We start from the raw sequence: 24,636 nt of genomic DNA, 5'->3' as shown, positions 1-24,636 counted from the left end.
CCACAACGAGGCACGTCCGGGACCTAGCCCGGCGGCCACCTGACCGGGCGGGCCGCGCAGCGCGGCCCGTCCGGGATCCACAAGCTACCTACGTCTGAGAGCAACCATGGACTGGTTAAGCACCATCACCCGCACCTTCTTCGACTTCGACGCAATGGCCGAAGTCCTGCCCCAGCTTCTGGGAGTCGGTCTCCTCAACACCCTCATCATCTCCATCGCGGCAACGATCATCGGAGTTGCCCTCGGCATGATCGTTGCGGTGATGGGAATATCCCCCTCCAAGTGGCTGCGGGTCCCGGCGCGGATCTACACGGACCTTTTCCGCGGCCTCCCGGCCATCCTGACCATCCTGCTGATCGGCCAGGGATTCGCCCGCTTCAGCCAGTCGATCTTCGGCCCCTCGCCGTACCCCCTGGGCATCATCGCGTTGAGCCTGATTGCCAGCGCCTACATCGGCGAAATCTTCCGCGCCGGCATCCAGAGCGTGGACAAAGGCCAGGGAGAGGCCTGCCGTGCCCTGGGCATGAGCTACGCAAAATCCATGGCCCTCGTGGTGGTTCCGCAAGGCGTCCGCCGGGTCCTCCCGGCGCTGGTGAACCAGTTCATCGCGATCGTCAAGGATTCCTCGCTGGTCTACTTCCTGGGCCTGCTGGTCACCGAACGGGAGCTCTTCCGCGTCGGCCAGGACGCCGCCGTCCTCTCCGGCAACCTCTCGCCCCTGGTCATGGCCGGAATCTTCTACCTGCTGATCACGGTGCCCCTGACCCACCTGGTCAACCACTTCGACAACCGCTTCCGCACCGGCCGGCGCCGCCCCGCCGCACCCAGCAGCGGTCTCAAGGAAGTCAAGGAACTCGCCGCGGCCTCGCCGCTGACCACCGGGAGCAACACATGAGCCTCGCCAGCAACACCACAAAGAACACCGCCCCAGACATCGAGACCTTCCACGGCTCCAGCCTGGAACTGAAGAACCTCACCATGGCCTACGGCGACATCGAGGTGCTCCGCAACGTCAGCCTCACCGTCGCCCCGGGCACCACCACGTGCATCATCGGGCCCTCCGGCTCCGGCAAGTCCACCCTCCTGCGCGGCGTCAACCGGCTGCACGAACCCAAAAGCGGGGACGTGCTCCTGGCCGGCGAAAGCGCCCTGGCCGTCAAGCCGGACCTCCTGCGCGCCCGCATCGGCATGGTGTTCCAGCACTTTAACCTCTTTCCGGACCACACCGCTCTCGAGAACGTGGCCCTGGCCCTCTGGAGCGTCAAAGGCATGCCCAAGGCCGAAGCCAGGGAACGCGCCCACCGCCGCCTCGCCGAGGTCGGCCTCGCCGAACGCGCCGACCACCGCCCCCGCGACCTCTCCGGCGGACAACAGCAGCGCGTCGCGATCGCCCGCGCCCTGGCCATGGAACCGGAAGTCATGCTCTTCGACGAGGCCACCAGCGCCCTGGACCCGGAACTGGTCAAAGGGGTGCTGAACCTCATGGCAGGCCTCGGCCGCCGCGGCATGACCATGCTCGTGGTCACGCACGAGATGGGATTCGCCCGCAAAGTCGCCGACCAGGTCGTCTTCATGGACGAAGGCGAAGTCGTCGAGTCCGGAACCCCCGCCGACCTCTTCGACAACCCCCGAAGCGAACGCCTCCAGCGCTTCCTCTCGGAAGTGCTCTGATGGAGACCCTGAAGGGAAACGCAGGAGCGGCACCCGTCCGCACCGCCGTCGTCGGCTTCGGAATCTCGGGCAAAGTCTTCCATGCGCCGCTGATCTCGGCGCATCCCGGCTACTCGCTGGACGTGATCGTCACGGCGGATCCGGTCCGTGCTGCGGAAGCGGCACGGCTCTACCCTGACACCCGGATCGTCCCGACGCCGGAGGCCCTGTTCGACCTCGCCGGCGACCTTGACCTCGTGGTCCTCGGCACGCCCCCGCTGACCCACTTCGACCTCGCTGCAACCGCGATGGCCCGTGGCCTCCACGTGGTGGTGGACAAGCCGTTCGTGACGACGGCGGCCGAGGGCGAGGCGCTCATCGCCCGGGCGTCCGACGCCGGCGTGCAGCTCACGGTATTTCAGAACCGGCGGTGGGACGCCGACTTCCTGACGCTCCGCAAGCTTCTCCGGGAAGGCGCGCTGGGGGAGGTCCGCACCTTCGAGTCGCGCTTTGAGTGGTGGCGGCCGGAAGGCTTCGGGAACTGGCGGGACACCGCCGCAGTGTCCGACGGCGGCGGCATCCTCAACGACCTCGGCGCCCACCTGATCGACCAGGCCATCCAGCTCTTTGGTGCCGTGACGGAGAGCTATGGGGAGACCGCGAACCGCGGCCCGGACCCGGACGGCGCCGACACCGAGGCCTTCGTGTCCCTGCTCCATGAATCCGGGGTCCGATCGCGGCTGTGGATGAACGGCATGGCGGCCCAGGTGGGCCCGCGGTTTCATGTCCTGGGCTCCGAGGCCGGCTACACGAAGTGGGGCCTGGACGGCCAGGAGCCGGCCCTCGCAGCCGGCATGACGCCCTCGGATCCCGCGTACGGCGTCGACCCCGAGGAATCCTGGGGGCGCGTCGGCGTCGATGGCGCCACCCAACCCGTCCCTGCCCAGACGGGCGCCTATCCCGACTTCTACACCCGGCTGGCAGGAGCCCTCCGGGGCGACGGCCCGCTACCCGTGGACCCCGCAGAGTCCCTCGAAGTCCTGAAGGTCATCGACACGATCCGCGCCTTCGCCTAGCCACACTGCCCCCGGCCAAGGCCCGGGCGCACCCCAAACCCACTACGCAACGAAAGGGAGACCCATGTCCTCCACGCCCTCAACCAAACGCGTCGCCGTCATCGGCGGCGGCATCCTCGGCGTCTCCACCGCCGTCCACCTGCTCCGCGCAGGCGCCTCCGTCATCCTCCTGAGCGAACGCGGCCTGGCCAGCGAGGCCACGGGCCGCTCGCTGTCGTGGCTGAACTCGGCCGGAGAACGGTCCACCCCGTACCACCAGCTCCGGGTCGCCGGCGTGGACCGCTACCGCACCCTCTTCGCCGCGGACCCGGACCGGGACTGGCTGCAGTTCGGCGGAGGTCTCATGTGGAACGCCGCCGGACAGGCGGCCGCCACGGAAGCCCGCCACGACTACGAAGAATCCATCGGCTACAACTCCCAGCTCCTTGCCCCCGAACAGATTCCCGCGGCCACCCCCGGCATCGATCCGGACGCCGTGCCGGAGAACGCCATCTTCAACCCCGGCGAGGGCTGGGTCAGCCTGCCCGAACTCGTGGAGTTCCTGATGGAGGAATTCCACGCCCGGGGCGGCGAACTCGTCCTCAACGCCGGAAAAGTCTCCGTCACGGTCGACGACGGCCGGGCCACCGGCGTCGAGACGGCCGCAGGCGAAACCTTTGAGGCGGACGCGGTGCTCGTGGCGTGCGGTGCCGCAACGCCTGCGGTCGTCGCCCCCCTCGGCGTCGAGATCCCGAACGGTTCCCCGGTCTCCATGCTGGTGGTGACCAAACCCGTGGAGCACGGACTGCAGGCCGTGCTGAACACCCCGCGGGCCGCCGTCCGGCCCAACCCCGGCAACACGCTCGCCCTGGACCACGACTGGTACGAAGGGCACATCACCGAACACGCCGACGGCTCCTTCAGCATCCCCGATGACGTCGTCCAGGAACTCGCCGACGAAGCCTCCAAGCTCATCGCCGGCAACCCCGAACTCAAGCCTGCCTCCTGGAAGATCGGTCACAAGCCCATCCCGGGCGACGGCGAGCCGGTCCTCGGCGAACTCGGCCAGGTGTCCGGCTGCTTCGTGGCTTTCACCCACTCGGGCGCCACGCTGGGCCTCATCGCCGGCGAACTGCTCGCGGGCGAGATCATGACAGGCAAGAAGCACCCCATGCTCGCCACGTTCCGGCCGGGACGCTTCTCCTAGGCACTGCCATCAGAGGCCGAGCCGTGCCCGTCACGGCTCGGCTATGGTGGCTTCAACTGCGCAATGGTCGCAGGAACCTGAAGGAGCAACTTGTTCGCCGAGACGTCTGCCGCGCTTGCCGGGCTGGCCCTGATCGCCGTCGAACTCATCCGGTCAGTTCCCGCGCTCCTGCGGGTGCGGCGCACCGGGACCAGCGACGGCGTCAGCGGCATGAGCCTGGGCGTGCTCGCCGGTACCGGACTGGGCTGGCTGGCCCTCGCGTTGTTGGTCCAGAGCTGGTGGGTGCTGGCGGCCAACCTCCTGTGGATCGTGATCCATGCCTTCCTGTGCCGGCAAGTAGCCAGGACCGATACCCGGAAGAGGCGCGAAATTGTCCTGGCCGGGGCCGGCTCGGCGGCGGCCCTTGCCGTCGCTACGATCGGCGCCCAGTTCTTCATGCCCGTGCAGGACGCCCTCGGACTAGCGCTGGGCGTATCGACCCTTTTCTACGCCGTCCCCGCCGCGTACGAGGGCCTGGTCAGCGCCTCCACCCGCGGCCTGAGCCTGCTCTCCCTGGGCGTGAACACCCTGGAAGGCAGCATCTACTTCCTGGCCGGAATCGCCGTGCTGAAGATCGCCGAGGCGGGGGACCCGGTGTTCGGCTTCGCGTTCTTCGGGGTGGTGAGCATCGCCTCGAACGGCGTGCGGTTCGTGCGGGTCGCGTACCGGCGGATCAAAGGGCTCGACCGGGCCTGGCAGCGGGCAAACGCGCCCGTCGCCGCAGCCCGGCCGTAGCCCCGCCTACGGCCCAGGCACGTCAACGGCGGCATTCTGTTCCTGCTACGGCACCGTCGGTGTTGCCCTGGGAGTGAGATCCATGGTTGTCAGGCGCAGCCAGAGCCAGAGCCGCTTCTGCGGGTCGTCCAGATCGAGGTCGAAGTCCGTGGCCAAGCGCCCCACCCGATAGCGGACGGTGTTGTTGTGCACGTGTAGTCGTGCGGCCATCGCGGAGATATTTCCGTTCGACGCCAGATATGCCCGCAGTGTTTCCAGATAGTCGGTTTGCTGTTCGACGTCGTAGGCCTGGATCCTGGCGATGTCGTCGAGATCAGCAAGTCCGTTGTCGTCGATGAATGCCCCGATTTTCAAGAGGTTCAGCGGGATCCGGTGGTCCTCGAAAAGCCCGGTTGCGGAGACCGGCCCGTCATTCTTGCCCGGCATTGCCGATTTTTGGTGGAGCAGATATTGCAGCGTTTGCAGCGCTTCAGATCTGGATCGGGGCAGGTCTTCTACCCGGGGCGCGATGCCTCCGACGGCGGCGATGATCGGGTAGGAGCTGATCGTGTGGGCGTACGCCCCGATTTCCTGGGCTACGCGTCGATGCACTGCCCTGGGGATGATTCCCTGGCAGGGCAGAAGGGCATAGACAACCGAACCAATGAGGGCGCTGTGGCTCGTTTTGAACTGGATATTGCAGACGGTCGTGACAAGGTGCAGCAGCCGATGAATTTCACGCACCGACTCCAGGCTCCCGGTTTCGGGACGGACAATTGAAAAAGCCGCGACAGCGAGCCCGTGGTCCGCATCGAGCCCCAGCTGGGCAGCGGCAAAGGAAGCGTGGACGGTGTCGTCCATGAGCGTGCGGATCAAGTCCCCGTTCCGGCGTTCCCCAAAATCAGACGCCGAACGGGCATGGAGCATGTGCAGCCCGGCCAGTGACGCCATCCTGTTGAGCGCGTCCAGGGCCGCCCCTCGCTTGTCTTCGCCCGGGTCGATAATCCAGATCGAGCCAAGCAGTTCACCGCCGGCCCTCACAGCAAGGGCCAGTCTGGCCATCTCATCATCGACGGCGGGGATCAGCACCGCACCCGCGGACGCATAGACGATCTTGAAGTCTGCATCGAAGGCCGGCGGCGTGGTCTCTTGCAGGGAGAGGGTGGTGACGCGGCGCAATTCGTCGATGGGCTGGCCCGGCAGGGTCGAATAGCCCAGCACCCGTCCGAGCGGGTCCACGATGCTGGCTGCGCCATTTGTGATGGACGCGGCAGCGTTGGCGAAGGCGTAGAGATCCCCGAGCCGGACCCCTGAGACGGAATCCACCGCCGCACCCATGACAGACGCCCTGGCCAGCGCCACGAGCCGCGTCCAATCCGCGTTGTCTGGTGCGACGAGGACCGCGAGGCTGTGGCTGACCGCGGCGGAGCGCAGCTCGTCCAGGGACGCCCCGTGGGCCTTGACGATCACTGCGGCCGCGTTGCTGTTGGACGCGCGGTGCAGCAGCTGGTCAAAATCCGGCGAGCCGCAGCTCAGCCCGACGGCCAGGATGATCCGGTCCTCGATGCTCGTCCATGCGTCCATCGGGTCATACATGAGGACGTCAGAGACGGGATGCCCGAGGTTGTCCGGAGCGGGATTGGCGTGCACGAGATCGGCCTGCATGAGTTGGATGCAGTCCGACAGCCGCACCACCGTGACGTTCTGGTCGAGCTCAGCAACAGGCTGTTTCCCGATATCCATACGTGGACGATATCACATGTGAAAATCCATTCTTTTGGAGGAATCTACATATGGACGGGGTGAGATCTTCGTCACCATTGAGGGACGAAGTTGATCGAGGTTCCACCCAGGAAATAGAGGACCCACGTAATGAGAATCAAAGACATCAAGTCGCTGGCCGCGGTGCAAGGGCCTGCCCGGTCAGTGGCGGAGCGGCTGTCGCGGTGTTGCTACAGCGTTGAGGACATGAGGAAAATGGCCGCCAAGCGCCTCCCCGGGAGCGTGTTTGACTACATCGAGGGCGGCGGCGAGGACGAGGTCTCCTTGCGGCGCAACCAGTCGTCATTTGACGACTGGGCCTTCCTCCCGAAGTGGGGGTCGGTCGAGCACCTGGACCTCAGCTCCACCCTTCTGGGCGGCCGGGTTGCGATGCCACTGACCCTGTCCCCAACCGGCGGCACCAGGTTGTTCCACCCTGACGGCGAGACCGCCGTAGCCCGCGCGGCACTTGAAGCCGGCGTTCCCTACGGGCTGGCACACCTGAGCACGACAACCATGGAGCACGTCAGTGCCGCCACCCCTGGGCTGCGGCGATGGTTCAACCTCGAGCCCACGGCGGACAAAGGCCTTCTTCAGGCTGCCCTGGACCGGGTCTCGAACGCAGGCTACGAAGCGCTTGTGGTCAACGTCGACTGCCGGGCCATTGGTCACAGGGAACGCGACTACCGCAACGGATTCACCGCGCCGCCGTCCATCAAGCCCAAGACCGTCATCGAAGGGGCACTGCATCCCCGGTGGGCTCTTGGTTTCCTGGCCAACGATGCGATTGCCTTCCCGAACCTGGACGCCGAAATTCCTGAAGGCCCGCTCTCCAGCACCCCCGACATGTGGCGGACGCTGCTGGCGGGGCAGTACGAACCGACGGACTGGGACGACATCCGGGACCTCAGGGCGCGGTGGAACGGTCCCATCATTCTCAAAGGCGTCGTCAACCCCAGGGACGCCGTCATAGCAGCCGATATCGGCATCGACGCCATCCAGGTCAGCAACCACGGCGGCAGGCAGTTGGACCACATGGCCTCGGCCCTGGACGTACTGCCCGAAATCGTCGAGACGACGGCAGGCCGGGTTGAAATCATCGTCGACGGCGGAATCCGCCGCGGCTCGGACGTCGTCAAGGCCCTGGCCCTGGGCGCCGACGCCTGCTCCATCGGCCGCCCCTACCTCTACGGACTAGCCGCCGCCGGCCAGACAGGAGTTGCCCACGTCCTGAAGCTGCTGGCAGCGGAAATGACGCGCACCATGATGCTGCTCGGAGTGTCGACGATCCAGGAGCTGCGCGACGAGGGCCGTGAGCTGATCCGGCACCGCAGCGACGCCTTCACCCGCACCCTTCCCACCGAATTCCCCTCTGCCAAATTTCCCGCTGCCGAGTTGGCCTACTCCGATCTGAGGACCCCCTGATGAAAACCCCCACGGCACACTCTCCCGTGAAGCGCATTCAACGCGGCATCCCTGCCGTCATCGCCACGGCCGCGCTCCTGCTCGCGGCCACCGCCTGCGCGCCAGGCACCGCCACTTCACAATCGACACCGTCGACGCCGTCGGGAGATTCCGGCGGGTCCGGCACCGGGGTCCCTGCCCTCGCGGTCAACGATGCCGCCGCACAGTTGCTCCCGGAATCGATCAAATCAACGAAGGTCCTGCGCGTTGCCATCCCCACCAACGAGCCGCCGACGCAGTTCTACCGTGAAGGAACCCAGGAGATGACGGGGACCAACCCGGACATCGCGCGCCTCCTTGGGGAGGCCCTGGGCGTGAAGGTGGAGATCCAAGTGGCCAACTTCGACTCCATCATCCCCGGCATCGCCGCGGGCAGGTACGACATGACTGTCTCCTCGATGACCCCCACGGAGAAGCGTATGGAGGTCCTGGATTTCGTTGACTATATGCAAATGGGCAATTCCATCGCGGTGGCCAAGGGCAACCCGCAGGGGATCACCGATCAACACGTCCTGTGCGGTCGAAAGGTGGGCCTCCTGACAGGGTCCTACCAGCTCACGGTCAACGTTCCCGAGTACGACAAGGCCTGCACAGCGGCCGGCAAGGACACCATCCAGAGAAGCGAGTTCCAGGACACGCGGCAGGCAATCTCCGCCCTGAGCAGCGGACGGCTGGACGCAGTGCTAGCGGATTCACCGATTCTGAACTTCGCTGCCACGCAGAACCCCCAGATCGAGATCGCCGCAAAATATGACTTCACTCCGGTCGGTGTGGGCATGCCCAAGGACTCCGGCCTGATCAAAGCCGTCTCCGCTGCGCTCTCCGGCGTCATCAAGAGTGACTCCTACCTCAAGGTGCTCGGGAAGTACGGGCTTGAGTCCAGCGCCATCACCGACGCCCGCGTCAATTTCGCCCAATAGGAGGTGGCAACCGTGCAGCAACAACAGTCCTTCCCGGACACCCGTCAGAACACGCCGGCGGAACAGGGCGAATCCATCCCGGTGGTGCCGCTCAAACACCCGCTCAGGCTGGCAACCGCCGTCGTTCTCATCCTGATCGCACTCAGCGCCACCTGGGACGTGGCGGTGAACAAGCGCTACCACTGGGACGTCGTCGTCTCCTATCTCTTCTCCCCGCAGATCATCGCCGGGGCCGGGCTGACCATCCTCCTGACCGTGGTCTCCATGAGCGTCGGCATCGCGCTGGGCACGGTTCTGGCGGTCATGCGGCTCTCGGCCAACCCGATCGTGAGCACCATCAGTCGGGGCTACATCTGGTTTTTCCGGGGCACACCGCTGCTCGTGCAGCTGATCTTTTGGTACAACATTGCCGCCCTGTATCCGGTGATCGCTTTCGGTCTTCCTCTCGGCGGCCCCTCCCTGGTCCTGGGATCGGCCAATGTGCTCATCACGCCCCTGGGCGCCGCGTTGCTGGGGCTGTCGCTGAATGAGGCCGCCTACATGGCCGAGATCATCCGCGGCGGCATCGGATCTGTGGACAAGGGACAGTACGACGCCGCCCGGGCCCTGGGGATGAACGGCAGCCAGCTCATGCGCCGGGTCATCCTTCCCCAGGCGATGCGCGTGGTCCTTCCGCCGACCGGCAACCAGGTCATTTCCATGCTCAAGGGCACGGCCCTGGTCAGCGTGCTGGCGATTTCGGACCTGCTGTACTCGGCGCAGATTATCTACTCCAACAACTACCAAACGATTCCGCTGCTAATTGTCGCCAGCCTTTGGTACCTACTGATGACAACCATCCTGAGCTTCTTCCAAGCCAAACTTGAACGGCGCTATGGACGCGGCTTCGATGTATCCCCGCGACGGGCACGCCGTGCGAAGAGCCCTGCAAAGACAAGGACAATACGATGAACACCGCCATGGTGGAAGCCCAGGGGGTCCGCAAGAGTTTCGGCTCAACAGAAATCCTCAAGGGCATTGATTTGCGAGTCGAACGCGGCTCGGTGACCTGCCTGATCGGCCCGTCCGGTTCCGGAAAGACGACCTTCCTGCGGTGCATCAACCACCTGGAAAAGGTCGACGCCGGACGCCTGTACGTGGACGAACAGATGGTCGGCTACACCGAGCGCAACGGACGGCTGTACGAAATGAAAGAGCGGCAGACAGCACGCTCACGACTGACCGCAGGAATGGTCTTCCAGCGCTTCAATCTGTTCCCGCACATGACCGTGCTGGAGAATATCGTGGAAGCGCCCGTTCATGTTCTTGGCCGTCCCCGGCCCGAAGTCACCGCCGAGGCGCAGACCCTGCTGGACCGTGTTGGGCTCGGCAATAGGGGACAGTCATACCCCCAGGAGCTCTCCGGCGGGCAGCAACAGCGGATTGCTATTGCGCGTGCACTGGCCATGAAGCCCAAGCTCATGCTCTTCGACGAACCAACATCGGCGCTCGATCCGGAACTCGTCGGCGAAGTGCTAGACGTCATGAAGTCCTTGGCCGAGGCTGGGATGACCATGGTCGTAGTGACGCACGAGCTCGGCTTCGCCCGCCAGGTCAGCGACCAGGTGGTCTTCATGGATCAGGGAGTCGTCGTCGAAAGCGGAGCCCCGGCCGATGTACTGGGCAACCCGCAACACGAACGCACACAGGCCTTTCTGTCAAAGGTCCTCTAAACATCAACAGCCAGAACCGCAGCAGCCCCGGCCGCCATCCGGCCGGCCGAATGAAAGGACACAGTTCCATGCCTCGACAGCAGATCAGCACCGATCTCGCGCCCAGCCCGGCGGGTCCCTATTCCCAAGCCATCGCCGCCAACGGCTTCCTCTACACCGCCGGTCAGACACCGCACGACCCGGCCACCGGCGACACAATCGGCACCACCATTGAAGAGCAGACCGCGCAGACGATGAAGAACCTGGCCGCCGTCCTCGGCGCGCACGGCCTGAACTTCTCCCACGTGGTCAAGGCAACCGTCCATCTGCACCACCCGGGCCGCGACTTTGCCGGGTTCAACGCAGCCTACGCAGAGTTCGTCGAAGCCCCCTACCCGGCCCGAACCACCGTGGGATCGTTCCTGGGCGACTTCCTGGTCGAGATCGACGTCGTCGCCGCCATTCCCTAGCTGTCTCCGGGAACTCCGCTGAGGAATGATCGCTCGGCCAATGCCCCGTTTGATGCGCAACATGCGTCAAACGGGGCATTGTTATTGGCCGTACGGCCGCGCCCGTCGTCGCAGCCCAGCCGTAGCGCCGCCGTACGCAGCAGGAGGAGAACGACGACGGCGGGCTGCGAGCACCGGACCCCGCGCAAGCCGGTGACTGCTACGGCAGGCGTGTCGGCCGGAGCACCACAGCCTGGCCGGCTTTCTCGGGCTCGAGCGGGACAGGGCTGACCAGCACGGCCGGCCCGCGGCTCAGGAAGCCGTCCGAGAGCGGCTGGCAACGCACGCCACCCCGACCCCGCATGGCGGCGTGGGCTCCGGGCGCGAGCATCCGGTCCATCCACGCGCAGGGGTGGGCGGGCCGTCCGGCCCGGAACCGGACCACATCCCCTTGCGATTCGAGCGCGAAGTCTTGACCCAGCAGGGGAGCCAAGTGGGCGCCCCGGAGGACCACATTGCGCCGGGTCAGGAGCGGGTCAAAGGGCCCGGCCCCCAGCTCCGCGGCCATCGCCTCGAGGGCTTCGACCGCGAGGAGGGTGACGGCGGCGTCCATGTGCGCGGCCTTGCCGAAGAACCGGTCGCCGACGATGCCCTTGCCGGCCGCCACCTCGACCCGGTCCGCGTCCGTGGTGGGGACCTCCGCCGCGCCGTCCCGTGCGCGTCCGAAGTAGGCGTGCGCCGGAGAGACGAGAAGATGGAGGATCTCGACGTCGTACCTGTAGCTTGCCGTCATGCCACCAAACTATCCTCCGTCGCACAGACTCGGCACCATGCAACGGCTCGGCGGCCCCACGCCGAAGCTGCGCGCCGGATTCGCCGGAAACCTGCGTGCTCGCCGGAAGCTTCCCGCGAATCGGCAGCTTTCCGGCGAACTCGGCCGTGGGGAACGGTGTTGGCGCCCAAACTGCTACGCTCCACGTATCGGCCCGGTCCGGTGCCGACGGCGCAGCAACAGCGAAGTTGTGAGCGAGGTAAAAAGCATGACGGTTGCCGAAATCCAAGTGGACCAGCGGGTGATCGGGATCGACTCCCGGCGCTTCGCCTCGGTGGAGAAGGCCCTGGTGGAACTGATCACCAACAGCGACGACAGCTACGCCCGGCTGGAGAAGGCCGGGGCGTCCGTGACCGGCCGGATCCACGTCGGCTACGAGCGCCACCACGCCGGGGCCGTGCTGATGGTCAGCGACCAGGCGGAGGGCATGTCCTTCGAGCAGGCCGGACGCATCCTCAGCTACGGCGGTGCACACAGCCCGCTCGCCCGCGGCGAAGGCGCCGGCCGCGGGTACTTCGGCCGCGGGCTCAAGCAGGCCATCTTCGGCCTGGGCCACGGCTGGATCGAGACCATCCAGAACGGCCGGTTCACCCGCATCGACGTCTTCCGCGGCGAGAACGGCGGCTACCTCTACGACGACGACGGCGCAGACCGCCGCGCCTTCCCCGCAGACTACGCCCGGCTGGGCATCCCCGCCGGGGACATCGACGCCGGCGCCGACGGTACGGACATCCCCGCCGGCAACGGAACCCGCGTGACCATCGTCGTCGACAATCCGCACGTCACCATCACCCAGCACGCCACCTTGCTTCAGTCGCTCTCGGACAACATCTACCTGCGGGACGTCCTGGACCGGCGCGAGGTGGAGCTGGTGCACGGACGCCCCGGCGCCGAGGACTACGGCAGCGAGAACATCCGTTTCCACGAACCGCCGGCCACCGTGCTCCTCGGCCCCGACCAGCCGGGAAGCTTCAGCCTTGATGGTGAGGAGTTCCCGTTCACCGTCACGCTCAAGCGGGCACGGGACGTGGAACTGACGCTCAAGGGCGACGAACGCACTGCCGGCCTGGTGGTCGAATCCGGCATGGCCGTGCTCGACTGCCAACTGTTCGAGTACGAGAACCAGGTGGGCACGGAATACCTCTTCGGCACCGTGCGCTGCCCGGCACTGACCGAGATGCTGGGCCGGGGCAAGGCGATCATCAGCGACGAGCGGGAGGGGCTGAATCTCAAGGACCCCTTCGTTGCAGCCTTCTCCCGCGCCGTCAGCCGGATGATCGCCGGCCCCGTGCAGGCTGAGAAAGAAAAGCTCACCCACCTGGAACGCGCCACGACGTCGGGGCGGACCGCGGAGATGATCGAGCACCTGCTGCAGCACATGAGCGAGGCAGCCGTCATCGATTTGGGGCTGGAGACGGCGCCGCCGCTCCGGAACGGGGACGGCTCGCCGTCGGCCGGGGCGCCGCCCGCGGCCCTGCGGTTCACAACGCCCTTCTACTACCGCCCGCCGGGGCATCCGTTCCATGTCGCGCTGCTGCTGGATCCGGGCCAGCTGCCCGATGCCGGGACGCTCACCTTTGAGCTCGCGTTGCCCGGTTCACTGCGGATTGACCCCACACCCGCCCCGGTCCCGGTCAGCGCGCTCAGGGACACGCGGAGGATCGAGTGGACCATGGCGGGGGACCGAGCGGGGGAACACGGCGAGATCACTGTCCGGGCTGGCGACTACTGGGCATTGTGCGAGATCGTTATCGCTGAACACGCCTCCCGCCGCAGCACCGACCAGCCGCCGCACCACGCCATCGCCACCGACGCCTCGGCGCAACAGGCGGCGCACCGCGAGGTCCACCGCCCGAGCCGGGACCACGGCGTCGACCTCTTCACCGGCTACGACTTCCGCACCCTGCACAACAGCGCGGACCGTGCCGTCTACAGCCCCGCGGAGCGCAAGGTCATCATCAACACCGGCGCCCCGACGGTCCAGCTGTATGTCGACGGCCGCGGCCGTTTCCGGGATTCCGCCCGGCTGTTACTGGCCGAGCTCTTCCTGGACGTGATCTCGGACGAGCTGGCCAGGCGCCGCGTGGAACAGCACGGGCATGCGGGCGACCTTAAGGCCTTCCAGGCCGCCAAACGGGACATCATCCGTCGCTACGGGAGCGACATCCACCGCACGTTCCTGGGCTAGGCGCGGCCGGAGTTCGCGCGGTGACCCGGCGGTGACCGTGCCGGATTAGGGAACGAGCACGATCTTCCCTGTTGCCGCCGTGCTTCCCAGTAGTTCGTGGGCGCGCCGGGCCTCCGAAAGCGGCAGCCGCTCGGCCACCACAGGGTGGATCTCGCCACGGCGGAGCATCCCGAGGAGCACCAGGAAATCCGCCTGGAACCAGTCCTGGTGATGGATGCGCAACTTCTGGATTCGGTAGGACAGCACCTTTCGGCGGGGTGAAAGCCAGCCCCAGAGGGCGACGCTCCCGGTTGCCGCGTACCAGGCGACCACCCCGGGCCAGTTCTTGCGCCCCTTAGCGATGGTGGCATAGCGGCCGAACACCACGAGCCGTCCGCCGGGCCGGAGTGCGCGGAAGGAACGTAGCGACAACGCGCCGCCGATCCCGTCGAGGGCTATGTCCACGCCGTCGCCGGTGAGCCCGCGGAGCCGGGCCAGGAAGTCCTCGTTCTTGTAGTCGATTGCCACCGCGCCGAGCCGCTCCACGGCAGCACGGTCCCGGCCGGCAGCAGTCCCGTAGAGGCGGAGGCCGGCCAGCGCTCCGAGCTCGAGGATCGCTGTGCCTACCCGGCCAGCCGCGCCGTGCACCAGAACGCTCTCCCCGGGCTTCGCCTTGGCCGTGCGGTGCAGCAACTGGTAGGCGGTCATGTAGGGGAAGACGAGGCTCACGACCTCGGCCGGGTCGAGGTCCTCGGGCACCTCCACCGCATACACTTCCGGCACGCAGACCTTCTCGGCGTTGGCGCCCCACACTGTCAGCGCGCCGATGCGGTCTCCCACGCGTATCCGCGAGCAGCCGGGTCCGAGTTCATCGACGACGCCGACGAGCTCGTAGCCGGGCGTGAACGGCGGCTTCGGCCCGCCGAGATAGGTACCGGCCCGCAGTTGTGCGTCGGTGAACGAAACGCCGGAGGCGAGGACCGTGACACGGACTTCGCCCGGGCCCGGCCGGGGATCCGCGACCTCCACCACATTCAAGACCTCGGGGCCGCCGAAGCGGTCGATCACCACACGCTTCATGGGCTCACTCTACGCCCGGCGCGCGGCCGGCACACCGGGTCCATCCGGCACAGACGTCTCCGGCAACAGGCACGCGAATTCGCCGGACCCGTGTGAGGTCGCCGCAAGCTTCCGGCGAATTGGCAGGCCTCCGGCGAACTCGGCGTCCCGGGCCACCCGCCGCCCCATTGACTCCTGTCGCAGGGCCGGACTATCCTACAACCAAATGGTTGTAGATCAGCGCAGGAATCAGCTCGCCGAACCGCTCAGCGACGAAGAACTTGACCGTCTGTTCCAGGCATTCGCCGATACGACCCGACGGGACATTGTGCGCCGGGTGACGGTGGGGGAGTACTCGGTCTCCGGACTGGCTGCCCTCTACGCCATGAGTTTCGCGGCCGTCCAGAAGCACGTGGCGGTGCTCGAACGGGCTTCGCTGGTCTCGAAGGACAAGCGGGGAAGGGAACAGATTGTGCGGGCCAACCATGACGGGCTACAGAAGGCCCGCCGCCTGCTCGATGAGTACGAGGTCATCTGGCGGCAGCGGACCGACCGGATTGCTGACCTGCTCGCCGAAACAGCCGACCCGCAACCAGGCCAGACGGAACCAGCCAGGTCAAAATCAGACAGGACCGAAGCAGGCAAGAAAAACGCAGGGAACACGCAGCAACGCTGAAGGATGGGAAGGGTTTGTCATGACCGTTGTCAGTTCAGTCAAGAATCTCGAGGCGCTGAGCCTCACCGTGGTCGCCGAATTCGACGCCGGCGTGGAGCGCGTCTGGCAGATCTGGGAAGACCCGCGCCAGCTCGAGCGCTGGTGGGGCCCGCCCACGTGGCCGGCCACGTTCGAGAAGCACGACTTCGTCCCCGGCGGCGAGGCCACCTATTTCATGACGGGCCCCGAGGGGGAGAAGGCCCGTGGCTGGTGGCGGTTCGTCGCCATCGACGCCCCGAACCGTCTGGAGTTCGATGACGGCTTCTCGGACGACAACGGCGACCCCGTGGCCGACATGGGCAGCATCCACGGGGTCGTGACTCTGGAACCGATCGGCAGCCGCACCCGGATGACCGTCCTGTCCACCTTCGAGGCCGAGGAACAGATGGAGCAGATCGTCGCCATGGGCATGGAGGAGGGCATGAACCAGGCCCTGGGCCAGGTGGACGCGATCCTCGCCGAATCCGTCAACGCCTGAGCTGCAACGACAGCGGACGACGGCGGGAACCCTCCCGCCGTCGTCCGCTTTGGCCCTATTCAGCCCGCCGCGTGCGGCGTTAGGATGCCTTGTGACTTTCACCCACGGTTACGCGGCCAATGGCGATCTCCGCATGTACTACGAGGTCCACGGTCACCCGCGGGCCGACAAGCCCCCGCTGCTGCTCATCCCCGGCGGAGGGTCGACCATCGAGACGAACTTCGCCGGCCTCATCCCGGCGCTGCTGGCCGAGAGTCTCCAGGTAATCGCCGTCGATGAAGAAGGGCACGGCCGGACCGCGGCGACCGGCCGCCCGCTCACCGCTGAAAACTCCGCCGACGACATCAAAGCCGTGCTCGACGAGCTCAGGGTGGACTCCGTGGACGTGCTCGGTTTCAGCGCCGGCGGCCATACCGCGCTGGCACTGGCGATGCGGTATCCGGCCTCCGTGCGGTGCCTGATTGCCGCCTCCACCTTCGTCAGCCGGGACGCGGTCAGCGACGAGTTCTGGGACGGCATGGCGAAGGGCACCCTTGCCGAAATGCCGGAGGCGCTTAAGGATGCGGACCGCCGGCTGAATCCGGAGCCCGGACACCTCGAGCGGCTGTTCGAGCTGGACCGTCAGCGCATCCTGACCTTCGCCGGCTGGCCGGACGATGACCTGCGCCGCATCACGGCCCGCACCCTGGTCCTGGGCGGCGACCGCGATGTCATGAGCCCGGAACACACCGTGCGGATGTCCCGTGTCATTCCCGGGGCGCGCCTGATGATCGTGCCGGGTGGCCATGGCGATTACCTCGGCGAACAGTCTGCGAGCGGCGGCGACCTGACGGCCATGCGGACCATCGTCCCCTACCTGCTGCGGTTCCTGGAGGAGTAGGGCGCGGTCAGGGCTTTGTCGGGGTCGAGGTCTTTTTCGGCATGGAAGTCCAGTGCTGCCGGTGCAGGCGTTCAAAGCCCTCCAGGAGCAGATCCAGCGCGAACTCAAACTCAAACTGGTCGTCGCAGCCCTGCCCCACCACGGAGTCCTCGTGCGCGGACGAGGTGGCGACCTTCAGGATGTTCGGATACCGCTCGGCCATCTCGCGGAACATGGCGGCCTGGGCCCCCGGCGGCAGATCCGCCGTCCCCTCCGCCGTCCCGACGGCGGAGTCAGGGAACAGCTCCTGGGTGAACCCCCACATGCGGCTGCCCAGGGCATGCATGACGTGGTGGGTCAGATCGACTGAGAAGCCGCCGGCCAGGAACATCCCGATGAACGAATCCATGTACCCAAGGACCGCCGGCGTCTTGTTGGTGCGCGACTCCAGGACCTGCCGGGCCCACGGGTGACGCAGGAGCGCCCGCCGGGCCGAGAGCACCCTCAGTCGCACGGCATCCTTCCAGCCGGCATCGCGGGCGGGAGGATCGATCTCGCTGACGAGCGTGTCCACCATGCCGTCGAGGAGTTCCTCCTTGTTGGCCACGTGCTTGTACAGCGCCATCGGCACGAAGCCGAGTTCCTGGGCCAGCCGGCGCATGCTCAGCGCCTCGATCCCCACCTCGTCGGCCAGTACGACGGCGGCCGTAAGTACCCGGTCCCGGCTCAGGGGGATCCGGCGCGTGCGCTCCGCTTGCTGGGTCATCCGGCCACCTTTCCCTAGCGGTCTCCTCTTGACAAGTGTACGGCGTACACCTAGCGTTGTGCGCATCAGGTGTACGCCGTACACCACGAGCCGTGTGAAACAGGCCGTGGGCCGCTCAGCGAAGGACCAAGCCATGACAATTCAAGCCAGCAGCGCTCCCGTGCCCCGCGTCCGCCGTCGCCCCCAGTGGCCGGTGGCCGCCGGATTGATCCTGCTCAGCCTCATCCCGGTCATTGCGGGGGCAACACGGCTGACGGAATTGACCGGAGGTGCGGCCATCACGCCGCAGAACGCCCGGTTCTTCGCCTCTCCCGTTCCCGTGGTGACGCACATTGTTTGCGTCACGACCTACAGCCTGCTCGGGTCATTCCAGTTCCTGCCCTCGCTGCGGGGCCGCCGCGGCTGGCACCGGATCGCCGGCCGCATCCTGGCGCCGGCGGGCCTGCTGGCCGCCCTGTCCGGTTTGTGGATGGCCGCCTTCTATCCGCTGCCGGCCGGCGACGGCCCGGCGCTCTTCGTCCTGCGGCTCGTCTTCGGCTCGGCCATGGCGGCGAGCATTGTCCTGGGAGTCGTAGCCATTGTGCGCCGGGACTTTGTGCGGCATGGAGCATGGATGACCCGCGGCTACGCGATCGGTGTCGCCGCGGGAACGCAGGCGCTGGTGAGCCTGCCGTGGATACTGCTGGTCGGGCCGCCCGACGAGCCGACCCGGGCGGCGCTGCTGGGATCGGCCTGGGTGATCAATGTTGCGGTGGCCGAGTTCGTCATCCGCCGCCGCGCGCAACGGGCCACGAGGGTGCCGCGGCCTTCCGGGCGGAAAGTCACACGTCTTGAACCGGCGAGGCGGACGACGGCGTGAGGCGCCCGCCGTCGTCGAGGTAGCCGGAAGCGTGCCGGTTCGCCTTAATTTCCCGGCGACTCGGAGAGTTTCCGGCGAGTTCGAGGCTGGCGAGGCGTCGGCGGCGCGCCCCACGGACGCCGGATGGCAGGCCGCTAGACTCACGCGCATGACGATTGTGGACGATCAGGGGCGCTCGGAGCCTCCCCTTGCCGCCGATGAAACCGCGACCCTCCTGGGTTTCCTGAACTTTCAGCGGGCCACGCTGGCGTGGAAGTGTGCCGGACTGGACGCTGCCGGCCTCGGGGCGACGACCGCTGCCTCATCGATGACCCTGGGCGGACTGCTGAAGCACATGGCCTACGTGGAGGGCGAATGGTTCTCCCGTTCCCTGCGCGGGCGGGACCGGGAGGCTCCGTTCGGCACCGTGGACTGGAAGGCCGACCCGGACTGGGACTGGCATTCCGCCGCCGAGGACACCCCGGACCAGTTGCGCAACCTGTGGCAGGGCGCCGTCGACCGCTCCCGGGAACGCCTCGCGGAGGCCCTGGCCAGCGGCGGCCTGGACCAACTGGCCCGGCGCTCGTGGCCGGATGGCTCGGCGCCGAGCCTACGCTGGATCCTGTGCCACATGATCGAGGAGTATGCCCGGCACAACGGCCACGCCGACCTTCTCCGCGAAGCGGTGGACGGGCAGACCGGGGAGTAGCCGCGGCGGCCAAGGCGTTCCCCGGGCGTTTCCGGCGGGGAGTCCGACGGCGCCACTCGCCCGCCGCCGGCGTCTTCAGGGAGACCTGCGCGTCTTTCGAAGACTCCTACGCGTCGGGCATCTGCAGCACGGTCATGGCGGCCAGCAGGTATGGCGCGGGATCGGGATCGCTGCCGGCGGCCCACTGCATCCAGGCCTCGAACGTTGCCCCGAGATAGGCCGCGCAGAGGTAGCCGGCCATGTCCTCGCGGACGCCGAGCGTAATCAAATACCGGCGGCCCCGCTCGCGCTGGGGAGCGAGGGCGGCGTAGCTCCGGCTGGCCAGTTCCGGGTGTTCGGCGATGAGCCGCAGGCGCCCGCGGGTAAGGGCGAGGTCCGGAAGCGCGGCTGCCCCGGCGACGGCCGCCGCGCTCAGTCCCGCCCGGATCTGCGCCGCACCCGTCCCTGGCCGGAGCCCGCCGTCGGACTTGCTAACGGGGCCGCCGCCGTCGTCCGCGCTGTCCAGTTCTCTTCCCAGAGCCCGGTCCAGTGCCCGGCCGGCGGCCTCCGTGACCGGCTCGATGCCGCCCCAGACGAGGTCGGCCTTGCTGGCGAAGTAGCGGTAAAGGCTTTTGCGCCCGATCCCGGCCGCGCCCGCGATGTCCTCCATGGACGTCTGTTCGTAGCCGCGCTCGGCGAACAGGCGCAGGGCGATGCGGGCGACGGCGTCGGGGTCGATCGTCGCCGGCCGCCCGGTGGCGCGCGCGGCGGCGGGCTGGTGGTCCTCGGAGGGCTGGCCGGTATTCACCCTTACATAATGACACAGAGTGTCATAAGGTGAGCCTGTCAGCATCCTCAACGTCTGGAAGGACATCATGGGCAACGAAGCTTCATGGCAGGAAACCGTCACCGCGGGCCGCTTTGCGGGCAAGACCGTCATCGTCACGGGTGCGGGATCGGGCATTGGACAGGCCACGGCCCTCCGCGTCGCGCGGGAGGGCGGCCGGGTGATCGCGGCCGACATCAGCAAGGAACGCCTGGACGCCCTCGTGCAGGACAACGCCGGCATGGACCTGGTTCCCGTGCCCGGCGACATCTCCACCGAGGAAACCGTTGCCGCCGTCGTGGCCGCGGCGGGCGGGCGCGTTGATGCGCTGGCGAACGTCGCCGGGATCATGGACAACTTCACGCCGATCCACGAGGTGGACGACGAAACCTGGGAGCGGGTTTTCCGGATCAACGTCACGGCCCTCATGCGCCTGACCCGCGCCGTCGTGCCGCTCATGCTCAAGGCCGGCACCGGTTCCGTAGTCAACATCGCCTCCGAAGCCGGGCTGCGCGGGTCCGCCGCCGGCGCCACCTACACGGCGTCCAAGCACGCCGTCATCGGCCTGACCAAGAACTCCGCCGTGATGTACGGGCCGAAGGGCCTGCGGTTCAACGCAGTGGCCCCAGGTGCCACCATCACGAACATCGAGGCCCCGTGGGGATCTGAGCTCGGTGCCGCGCGCCTCCAGCCGCTCATGGGCGCGAACATCCCGGCCCCCGCCACCGCGGCGCAGCTGGCAGCCTCGATCACCTTCCTGCTCAGCGACGACGGCACGAACGTCAACGGTGCGGTCCTCGCGTCCGACGGCGGCTGGTCGGCGGTCTGAGGGTCCGTCCACCCCGGGCCCAACCACCCGTGCCCACCGACCCGTTGCGCTATCAGTCTTGGCGGTTATCCGAGCCGAATGACGACCAGGACTGATAGCGCATCCAGGGGGAGGGCTAGGCTCCGGGGAAGCGTTCCCGCAGATTGCGGTGGACGTCGGCGGCCGATCCTGCGCCAGCCGCCGCCTCTTCGGTGAGCCCGAGAACGGCCGCGGCCCCAACGCCGAGCGTTCCCTGCGGCGAGATGCGCAGCAGGTCGGCGGCCAGCAGAACCTCGATCGCCAGCAGGTCCTCAAGAAGTCTCAGCGCTTCCTCAGTCTTGCGGACGCTCAGCATGGCTCCCGTGGCATGGTCTTCGACGCCGACATCCAGGATGGTCGAGTCCAGGGTGGCGGGAGCTGCCAGGAGCCGGAGCTCGGTGTAGCAGGCGGAGCCGGCGTAGCGGAGCTGCACGCCCGGCGCCGCGGCGGGCCCGCGGTTCCCGGGCGGGGGCCCCGACTTCATCGCCGCCATGACGGCAGTCCACAAGTGGCTCATGCGGCGTTCGCTGAGCTGACCCACGTGGACCAGAGCCACGCGCAGGGCGTCGAAGGCGATCGCCAGCACCATCGGATGGAAGTTGCCGTTGCTCAGCACCGAGCCGGTTGCGACGTCGACCAGCGGGTTATCGCTCGCGGAGTTCAGCTCCGTGTCCACGGCACCCACGGCCGTGGCGAGGAACTCACGGAACGCGCCGTGGACCTGCGGGATCACCCGGAAGGAAAGGGCATCCTGCACCGACCGCGGCCCGCCCGGGATCAGGAGCAGGCTGCCTTCCAGCAGTTCGCGCAGATGGGCCGCTGCCGCTACTTGCCCCGGATACGGCTTGGCCGCGGCCGCGGAGGCCGAAAAGACCGAAGGGTTGCCCCGGGTGGCTTCGATGGACAGGACTGCGGCCTGGTCCGCGGCGCCGGCCGTCCGCGCCGCGCGGGCCAGCACCAGGGCCCCGTGGCCGATCGAGACGCCGTTGGCCGAGATTATGGCCAGTCCGTCGCGGCCCTCGAGCCGGAGCGGCGCGATGCCCGCACGGCGCAGGGCTTCGGCTCCGGGGAGGGTCTCGCCCCTGAATTCCGCTATGCCGGTGCCGACAGCCACCTGGGCGATGCCGGCCATCGGACTGATATCGGCCGCTCCGACCGAGCCCGTGCTGTGCAGGACCGGGTGGACGCCGGCGTTCAACATGGCCAGCAGGGTGTCTGCCGCGGCCGGGCTGGCGCCGGAGCCGCCCCGGGCCATGCCGTTGAGGCGAACAGCCATCGCGGCCCGGACCACTCTCCGATCCAGCAGGGGTCCGAACGCGCCGCCATGGCTTGCCACGAGGAATTGCTGCTGCCGTTCGAGTTCTTCGCGCGGCACCCTGGTGTCCTTGCCGTGGCCGACCCGGGTGCTGAGCCCGTAGATCGGGTCGCCGCCGGACATGGCCTCCTCCAACAGGGCCCGGCTCGCCGCGATCCGTGCCCTGGCGGGCTCGCCGAGTGCCACCGGCGCGCCCTCGGCTACGGCGACCAATTCCTCCTGCGTCATCGGCAGATCGCTGATGGTGACTGGTTCCATGACGTTGCCTCCAGCAACCAGTGTGGTCCGGGGCGCCCGCCCGTACAAGAGATCACCGGACAAGAGACCACCGGTCAAGGGGACACCCCACCACCCGTTGCACTTTCAGATATGGCGGCTATCGGCGCCGAATGACAACCAGACCTGATAGCGCAACCAGGAGGACACGACGACGGCGGGAGGCTCCCGCCGTCGTCGTCCGTCTGTTTACTGTCCGGACCGCAATCTAGTAGGCCTTGACCCGCTGTTCGACGACGAGGTGGACCAGGGCGAACACGCCGTCGCGGTCGATGGCGGCCAGCGCGGCCTCGAGGGCGGCCGGGATGTCCTGGTCCTCGGTGACCGTGACGCCGAAACCGCCGAAGGCCCGGGCCATCATGCCGAAGTCGGGATTCTTCAGCTGCGTGCCCGATACCCGGGACGGGTAGTGGCGTTCCTGGTGGGTGCGGATGGTGCCGTACTCCTGGTTGTCCATCACGATGATGAGCGGCGTGGCTCCGTACTGGGCGGCCGTGGCGAGCTCCTGGCCGTTCATCAGGAATTCCCCGTCGCCGGCGATGGTGACCACGCGCCGCTCCGGGCTGGCCAGCGAGGCCGCGATGGCCGATGGAATCGAGTACCCCATGGAGCCGTTCCGGGCGCTGATCATGGAGGCGTAGCGCCGGGTGGGGAAGTACCGGTGCGCCCAGTTGGTGTGCTCGCCGGCCCCGAACGTGACCATCGCGTCCTCGGGCAGCAGCGGCACGAGGTTGGCCATGAGGGTGTCCATCTTGGCAGGCCCCTCGTCCGGGGTGGACGGCGGCAGGCTGGCGAAGGACTGCTGCTCGGCACGCATCCGGGCCGTCCACGCCTTCCACTCCTCCTTGACCGGGAGGTCGATGTTAACGAGGTCCCGGACGAAGGCCTCCGGCTTGGCCAGGATCTGGCGGGAGACGGGGCCGGAGCGGCCGCGCAGCGAGGGATCGATGGTGACCAGGAAGTTCTTCTTGTTCCAGTCCTGCCTGCAGACGAAGCCGTCCGTGATCACGTCGCCCGGGACCGTCCCGACGAACACGAGCAAGTCGGTTTCCTCCAGGAGGTCGTAGGTGGGGCGGGGTCGGCCATAGCCGATCGGTCCCACATAGCTGGGGGAGTCAAAGGAGACGGTTCCCTGCGTGCGCCATTCCGCCGCGGCCGGGATGTGATGCTTTTCGAGCCATTCGGTGAGCTCCGTGGCCGCGTCCTGGGTCCAGTCGTTCCCGCCGGTGACAAAGAGCGGCTTCTTGGCCTGTGCCAGGGCCTCGGCAAGGACGCCGGCATCCGTGCTGCTCATACCGCCCGCGGCCACCGGGATGGCCGGGTGCAGGGCCGGATCGATCTGCACGCGGATGATGTCCTCCGGCAGGCCTACCACCACGGGGCCGGGGCGGCCGCTCATGGCCGCGAACATGGCCTCGGCGACAATCTCGGAGGCCCGTTCGGGGTGGTCCAGGACCATCACGCGTTTGGCACCGGTGTCGAACCACGCCTTGATGTCGAACTCCTGAAACGCCTCGCGGTCCCGGTGCGCGAACGGAATGAGACCGACAAAGAGCAGCATCGGGGTGGAGTCCTGCCACGCGGTGTGCAGGCCGACGTGGGCGTTCGCCGCCCCGGGCCCGCGGGTGACCATTGCGACGCCGGGACGCTGGTTCATCTTGCCGTCGGCCTCGGCCATGTACGCGGCGCCGCCCTCGTGCCGGCAGACCACGGTCTCGATGTCCGAGCCGTGCAGCCCGTCGAGGACGTCCAGAAAGCTTTCGCCCGGCACAACAAAGGTGCGTTCAACCCCGTGCGCCACGAGGGAATCGACGATGACGTGGCCGGCGGATTTCAGGGTGCCGCTGCCGTTGAAGCTGTCCGGGATAGCCGCCGGGACCGTCTGGAGGGGTGGGAGGGTGTCGCCGTCGACTGGGTACGTGTCGGTTGCGGTCATGGTGGATGCAGACTCCGTTTTCATCACTTGGTTGTCTTCTTGGGTTGGTTTGGCGGGCAAGGCATGTCCACTGAATCCAGCGGA

At 67.5% G+C, this 24,636-nt stretch carries 24 protein-coding genes; 17 read left to right on the top strand and 7 right to left on the bottom strand.

The window, feature by feature from the left end; translation table 11 throughout:
- Positions 1 to 106: 106 nt before the first annotated feature.
- From C9424_RS07480 to C9424_RS07460, 5 genes are all read left to right on the top strand, one after another.
- Positions 107 to 895, top strand: a complete 789-nt coding sequence (locus tag C9424_RS07480; protein WP_116766251.1) for an amino acid ABC transporter permease — start codon at positions 107 to 109, stop codon at positions 893 to 895.
- A complete protein-coding gene (locus C9424_RS07475; RefSeq protein WP_116766250.1) occupies positions 892 to 1,671 on the top strand; it encodes an amino acid ABC transporter ATP-binding protein in 780 nt (259 codons plus the stop codon). Before C9424_RS07480 ends, C9424_RS07475 begins: the two co-directional genes overlap by 4 nt.
- Positions 1,671 to 2,726 carry a Gfo/Idh/MocA family protein gene (locus C9424_RS07470; RefSeq protein WP_116766249.1) on the top strand — a complete coding sequence of 352 codons (1,056 nt, stop codon included), beginning with the start codon at positions 1,671 to 1,673 and terminating at the stop codon, positions 2,724 to 2,726. The genes C9424_RS07475 and C9424_RS07470 overlap by 1 nt, the downstream gene beginning before the upstream one ends.
- Positions 2,727 to 2,790: 64 nt before the next feature.
- Positions 2,791 to 3,912, top strand: a complete 1,122-nt coding sequence (locus tag C9424_RS07465) for an NAD(P)/FAD-dependent oxidoreductase (RefSeq protein WP_116766248.1) — start codon at positions 2,791 to 2,793, stop codon at positions 3,910 to 3,912.
- 90 nt (positions 3,913 to 4,002) lie between these two features.
- A complete protein-coding gene (locus C9424_RS07460; RefSeq protein WP_116766247.1) occupies positions 4,003 to 4,686 on the top strand; it encodes a hypothetical protein in 684 nt (227 codons plus the stop codon).
- A gap of 45 nt (positions 4,687 to 4,731) precedes the next feature.
- Here C9424_RS07460 and C9424_RS07455 read toward each other — a convergent pair whose 3' ends face one another.
- On the bottom strand, positions 4,732 to 6,408 hold the full coding sequence (locus C9424_RS07455; protein ID WP_116766246.1) for a PucR family transcriptional regulator: 1,677 nt from the start codon (positions 6,406 to 6,408) through the stop codon (positions 4,732 to 4,734).
- Positions 6,409 to 6,537: 129 nt separating this feature from the next.
- Between C9424_RS07455 and C9424_RS07450 the strand changes: the two genes are divergently transcribed.
- The 5 genes from C9424_RS07450 to C9424_RS07430 all read left to right on the top strand — a co-directional run bounded on the left by C9424_RS07450 (position 6,538) and on the right by C9424_RS07430 (position 10,971).
- On the top strand, positions 6,538 to 7,851 hold the full coding sequence (locus C9424_RS07450) for an alpha-hydroxy acid oxidase (RefSeq protein ID WP_116766245.1): 1,314 nt from the start codon (positions 6,538 to 6,540) through the stop codon (positions 7,849 to 7,851).
- The gene (locus C9424_RS07445) at positions 7,851 to 8,810 is read left to right on the top strand and encodes an ABC transporter substrate-binding protein (RefSeq protein WP_116766244.1); all 960 of its coding nucleotides are present in this window, start codon (positions 7,851 to 7,853) and stop codon (positions 8,808 to 8,810) included. The genes C9424_RS07450 and C9424_RS07445 overlap by 1 nt, the downstream gene beginning before the upstream one ends.
- 12 nt (positions 8,811 to 8,822) lie before the next feature.
- Positions 8,823 to 9,761: an amino acid ABC transporter permease gene (locus C9424_RS07440; RefSeq protein ID WP_237563349.1), complete on the top strand. Its 939-nt coding sequence runs from the start codon at positions 8,823 to 8,825 to the stop codon at positions 9,759 to 9,761.
- Complete coding sequence (locus tag C9424_RS07435; RefSeq protein ID WP_116766242.1) at positions 9,758 to 10,522, top strand: amino acid ABC transporter ATP-binding protein; 765 nt, start codon at positions 9,758 to 9,760, stop codon at positions 10,520 to 10,522. Before C9424_RS07440 ends, C9424_RS07435 begins: the two co-directional genes overlap by 4 nt.
- A 68-nt stretch (positions 10,523 to 10,590) precedes the next feature.
- Complete coding sequence (locus tag C9424_RS07430; protein ID WP_116766241.1) at positions 10,591 to 10,971, top strand: RidA family protein; 381 nt, start codon at positions 10,591 to 10,593, stop codon at positions 10,969 to 10,971.
- Positions 10,972 to 11,170: 199 nt separating this feature from the next.
- Here C9424_RS07430 and C9424_RS07425 read toward each other — a convergent pair whose 3' ends face one another.
- The gene (locus C9424_RS07425; protein ID WP_116766240.1) at positions 11,171 to 11,743 is read right to left on the bottom strand and encodes an MOSC domain-containing protein; all 573 of its coding nucleotides are present in this window, start codon (positions 11,741 to 11,743) and stop codon (positions 11,171 to 11,173) included.
- A gap of 247 nt (positions 11,744 to 11,990) precedes the next feature.
- On the opposite strand from C9424_RS07425, the gene C9424_RS07420 reads away from it, so the two are divergent.
- On the top strand, positions 11,991 to 13,970 hold the full coding sequence (locus C9424_RS07420) for an ATP-binding protein (protein ID WP_116766239.1): 1,980 nt from the start codon (positions 11,991 to 11,993) through the stop codon (positions 13,968 to 13,970).
- 45 nt (positions 13,971 to 14,015) lie between these two features.
- Here C9424_RS07420 and C9424_RS07415 read toward each other — a convergent pair whose 3' ends face one another.
- Complete coding sequence (locus C9424_RS07415; RefSeq protein ID WP_237563348.1) at positions 14,016 to 15,029, bottom strand: medium chain dehydrogenase/reductase family protein; 1,014 nt, start codon at positions 15,027 to 15,029, stop codon at positions 14,016 to 14,018.
- Between the two features lie 205 nt (positions 15,030 to 15,234).
- Between C9424_RS07415 and C9424_RS07410 the strand changes: the two genes are divergently transcribed.
- From C9424_RS07410 to C9424_RS07400, 3 genes are all read left to right on the top strand, one after another.
- Positions 15,235 to 15,684 carry an ArsR/SmtB family transcription factor gene (locus C9424_RS07410; RefSeq protein WP_116766237.1) on the top strand — a complete coding sequence of 150 codons (450 nt, stop codon included), beginning with the start codon at positions 15,235 to 15,237 and terminating at the stop codon, positions 15,682 to 15,684.
- A gap of 19 nt (positions 15,685 to 15,703) precedes the next feature.
- Positions 15,704 to 16,201: an SRPBCC family protein gene (locus C9424_RS07405; RefSeq protein ID WP_116766236.1), complete on the top strand. Its 498-nt coding sequence runs from the start codon at positions 15,704 to 15,706 to the stop codon at positions 16,199 to 16,201.
- A 91-nt stretch (positions 16,202 to 16,292) separates the two neighbouring features.
- Positions 16,293 to 17,081, top strand: coding sequence for an alpha/beta fold hydrolase (locus C9424_RS07400; protein WP_202615803.1), 789 nt, complete (start codon positions 16,293 to 16,295; stop codon positions 17,079 to 17,081).
- A 7-nt stretch (positions 17,082 to 17,088) separates the two neighbouring features.
- On the opposite strand, the gene C9424_RS07395 is transcribed toward C9424_RS07400, so the two are convergent.
- On the bottom strand, positions 17,089 to 17,826 hold the full coding sequence (locus tag C9424_RS07395; RefSeq protein ID WP_116766235.1) for a TetR/AcrR family transcriptional regulator: 738 nt from the start codon (positions 17,824 to 17,826) through the stop codon (positions 17,089 to 17,091).
- A 133-nt stretch (positions 17,827 to 17,959) separates the two neighbouring features.
- Between C9424_RS07395 and C9424_RS07390 the strand changes: the two genes are divergently transcribed.
- Positions 17,960 to 18,685, top strand: coding sequence for a DUF2306 domain-containing protein (locus C9424_RS07390; RefSeq protein ID WP_116766234.1), 726 nt, complete (start codon positions 17,960 to 17,962; stop codon positions 18,683 to 18,685).
- A 148-nt stretch (positions 18,686 to 18,833) separates the two neighbouring features.
- Positions 18,834 to 19,373, top strand: a complete 540-nt coding sequence (locus C9424_RS07385; RefSeq protein WP_116766233.1) for a DinB family protein — start codon at positions 18,834 to 18,836, stop codon at positions 19,371 to 19,373.
- Positions 19,374 to 19,479: 106 nt separating this feature from the next.
- On the opposite strand, the gene C9424_RS07380 is transcribed toward C9424_RS07385, so the two are convergent.
- Complete coding sequence (locus tag C9424_RS07380) at positions 19,480 to 20,160, bottom strand: TetR family transcriptional regulator (protein ID WP_237563347.1); 681 nt, start codon at positions 20,158 to 20,160, stop codon at positions 19,480 to 19,482.
- Positions 20,161 to 20,227: 67 nt separating this feature from the next.
- Between C9424_RS07380 and C9424_RS07375 the strand changes: the two genes are divergently transcribed.
- Positions 20,228 to 21,007: an SDR family NAD(P)-dependent oxidoreductase gene (locus C9424_RS07375; protein WP_116766232.1), complete on the top strand. Its 780-nt coding sequence runs from the start codon at positions 20,228 to 20,230 to the stop codon at positions 21,005 to 21,007.
- Between the two features lie 115 nt (positions 21,008 to 21,122).
- Here the strand turns inward: C9424_RS07375 and C9424_RS07370 are convergent, their stop codons facing one another.
- Positions 21,123 to 22,598: an aromatic amino acid ammonia-lyase gene (locus C9424_RS07370; protein WP_116766231.1), complete on the bottom strand. Its 1,476-nt coding sequence runs from the start codon at positions 22,596 to 22,598 to the stop codon at positions 21,123 to 21,125.
- Positions 22,599 to 22,824: 226 nt separating this feature from the next.
- Positions 22,825 to 24,552, bottom strand: coding sequence for a thiamine pyrophosphate-dependent enzyme (locus tag C9424_RS07365; RefSeq protein ID WP_237563346.1), 1,728 nt, complete (start codon positions 24,550 to 24,552; stop codon positions 22,825 to 22,827).
- Positions 24,553 to 24,636 lie beyond the last annotated feature (84 nt).

This window comes from Arthrobacter sp. H-02-3 (genome assembly GCF_003097355.1).
GTDB lineage: Bacteria > Actinomycetota > Actinomycetes > Actinomycetales > Micrococcaceae > Arthrobacter > Arthrobacter humicola.
Note: the sequence above shows the minus strand (reverse complement) of the source record. Positions and strands in the feature narration are given on the sequence as shown.

Excerpts from the sequence above, each read along its gene's own strand:
- C9424_RS07470 (WP_116766249.1), top strand. The coding sequence starts at position 1,671 with ATGGAGACCCTGAAGGGAAACGCAGGAGCGGCACCCGTCCGCACCGCC.
- C9424_RS07385 (WP_116766233.1), top strand. The coding sequence starts at position 18,834 with ATGACGATTGTGGACGATCAGGGGCGCTCGGAGCCTCCCCTTGCCGCC.
- C9424_RS07425 (WP_116766240.1), bottom strand. The coding sequence starts at position 11,743 with ATGACGGCAAGCTACAGGTACGACGTCGAGATCCTCCATCTTCTCGTC.
- C9424_RS07395 (WP_116766235.1), bottom strand. The coding sequence starts at position 17,826 with ATGACCCAGCAAGCGGAGCGCACGCGCCGGATCCCCCTGAGCCGGGAC.
- C9424_RS07405 (WP_116766236.1), top strand. The coding sequence starts at position 15,704 with ATGACCGTTGTCAGTTCAGTCAAGAATCTCGAGGCGCTGAGCCTCACC.
- C9424_RS07390 (WP_116766234.1), top strand. The coding sequence starts at position 17,960 with ATGACAATTCAAGCCAGCAGCGCTCCCGTGCCCCGCGTCCGCCGTCGC.
- C9424_RS07375 (WP_116766232.1), top strand. The coding sequence starts at position 20,228 with ATGGGCAACGAAGCTTCATGGCAGGAAACCGTCACCGCGGGCCGCTTT.
- C9424_RS07475 (WP_116766250.1), top strand. The coding sequence starts at position 892 with ATGAGCCTCGCCAGCAACACCACAAAGAACACCGCCCCAGACATCGAG.
- C9424_RS07480 (WP_116766251.1), top strand. The coding sequence starts at position 107 with ATGGACTGGTTAAGCACCATCACCCGCACCTTCTTCGACTTCGACGCA.
- C9424_RS07415 (WP_237563348.1), bottom strand. The coding sequence starts at position 15,029 with ATGAAGCGTGTGGTGATCGACCGCTTCGGCGGCCCCGAGGTCTTGAAT.
- C9424_RS07455 (WP_116766246.1), bottom strand. The coding sequence starts at position 6,408 with ATGGATATCGGGAAACAGCCTGTTGCTGAGCTCGACCAGAACGTCACG.
- C9424_RS07430 (WP_116766241.1), top strand. The coding sequence starts at position 10,591 with ATGCCTCGACAGCAGATCAGCACCGATCTCGCGCCCAGCCCGGCGGGT.
- C9424_RS07445 (WP_116766244.1), top strand. The coding sequence starts at position 7,851 with ATGAAAACCCCCACGGCACACTCTCCCGTGAAGCGCATTCAACGCGGC.
- C9424_RS07420 (WP_116766239.1), top strand. The coding sequence starts at position 11,991 with ATGACGGTTGCCGAAATCCAAGTGGACCAGCGGGTGATCGGGATCGAC.
- C9424_RS07370 (WP_116766231.1), bottom strand. The coding sequence starts at position 22,598 with ATGGAACCAGTCACCATCAGCGATCTGCCGATGACGCAGGAGGAATTG.
- C9424_RS07365 (WP_237563346.1), bottom strand. The coding sequence starts at position 24,552 with ATGACCGCAACCGACACGTACCCAGTCGACGGCGACACCCTCCCACCC.
- C9424_RS07465 (WP_116766248.1), top strand. The coding sequence starts at position 2,791 with ATGTCCTCCACGCCCTCAACCAAACGCGTCGCCGTCATCGGCGGCGGC.
- C9424_RS07435 (WP_116766242.1), top strand. The coding sequence starts at position 9,758 with ATGAACACCGCCATGGTGGAAGCCCAGGGGGTCCGCAAGAGTTTCGGC.
- C9424_RS07410 (WP_116766237.1), top strand. The coding sequence starts at position 15,235 with ATGGTTGTAGATCAGCGCAGGAATCAGCTCGCCGAACCGCTCAGCGAC.
- C9424_RS07450 (WP_116766245.1), top strand. The coding sequence starts at position 6,538 with ATGAGAATCAAAGACATCAAGTCGCTGGCCGCGGTGCAAGGGCCTGCC.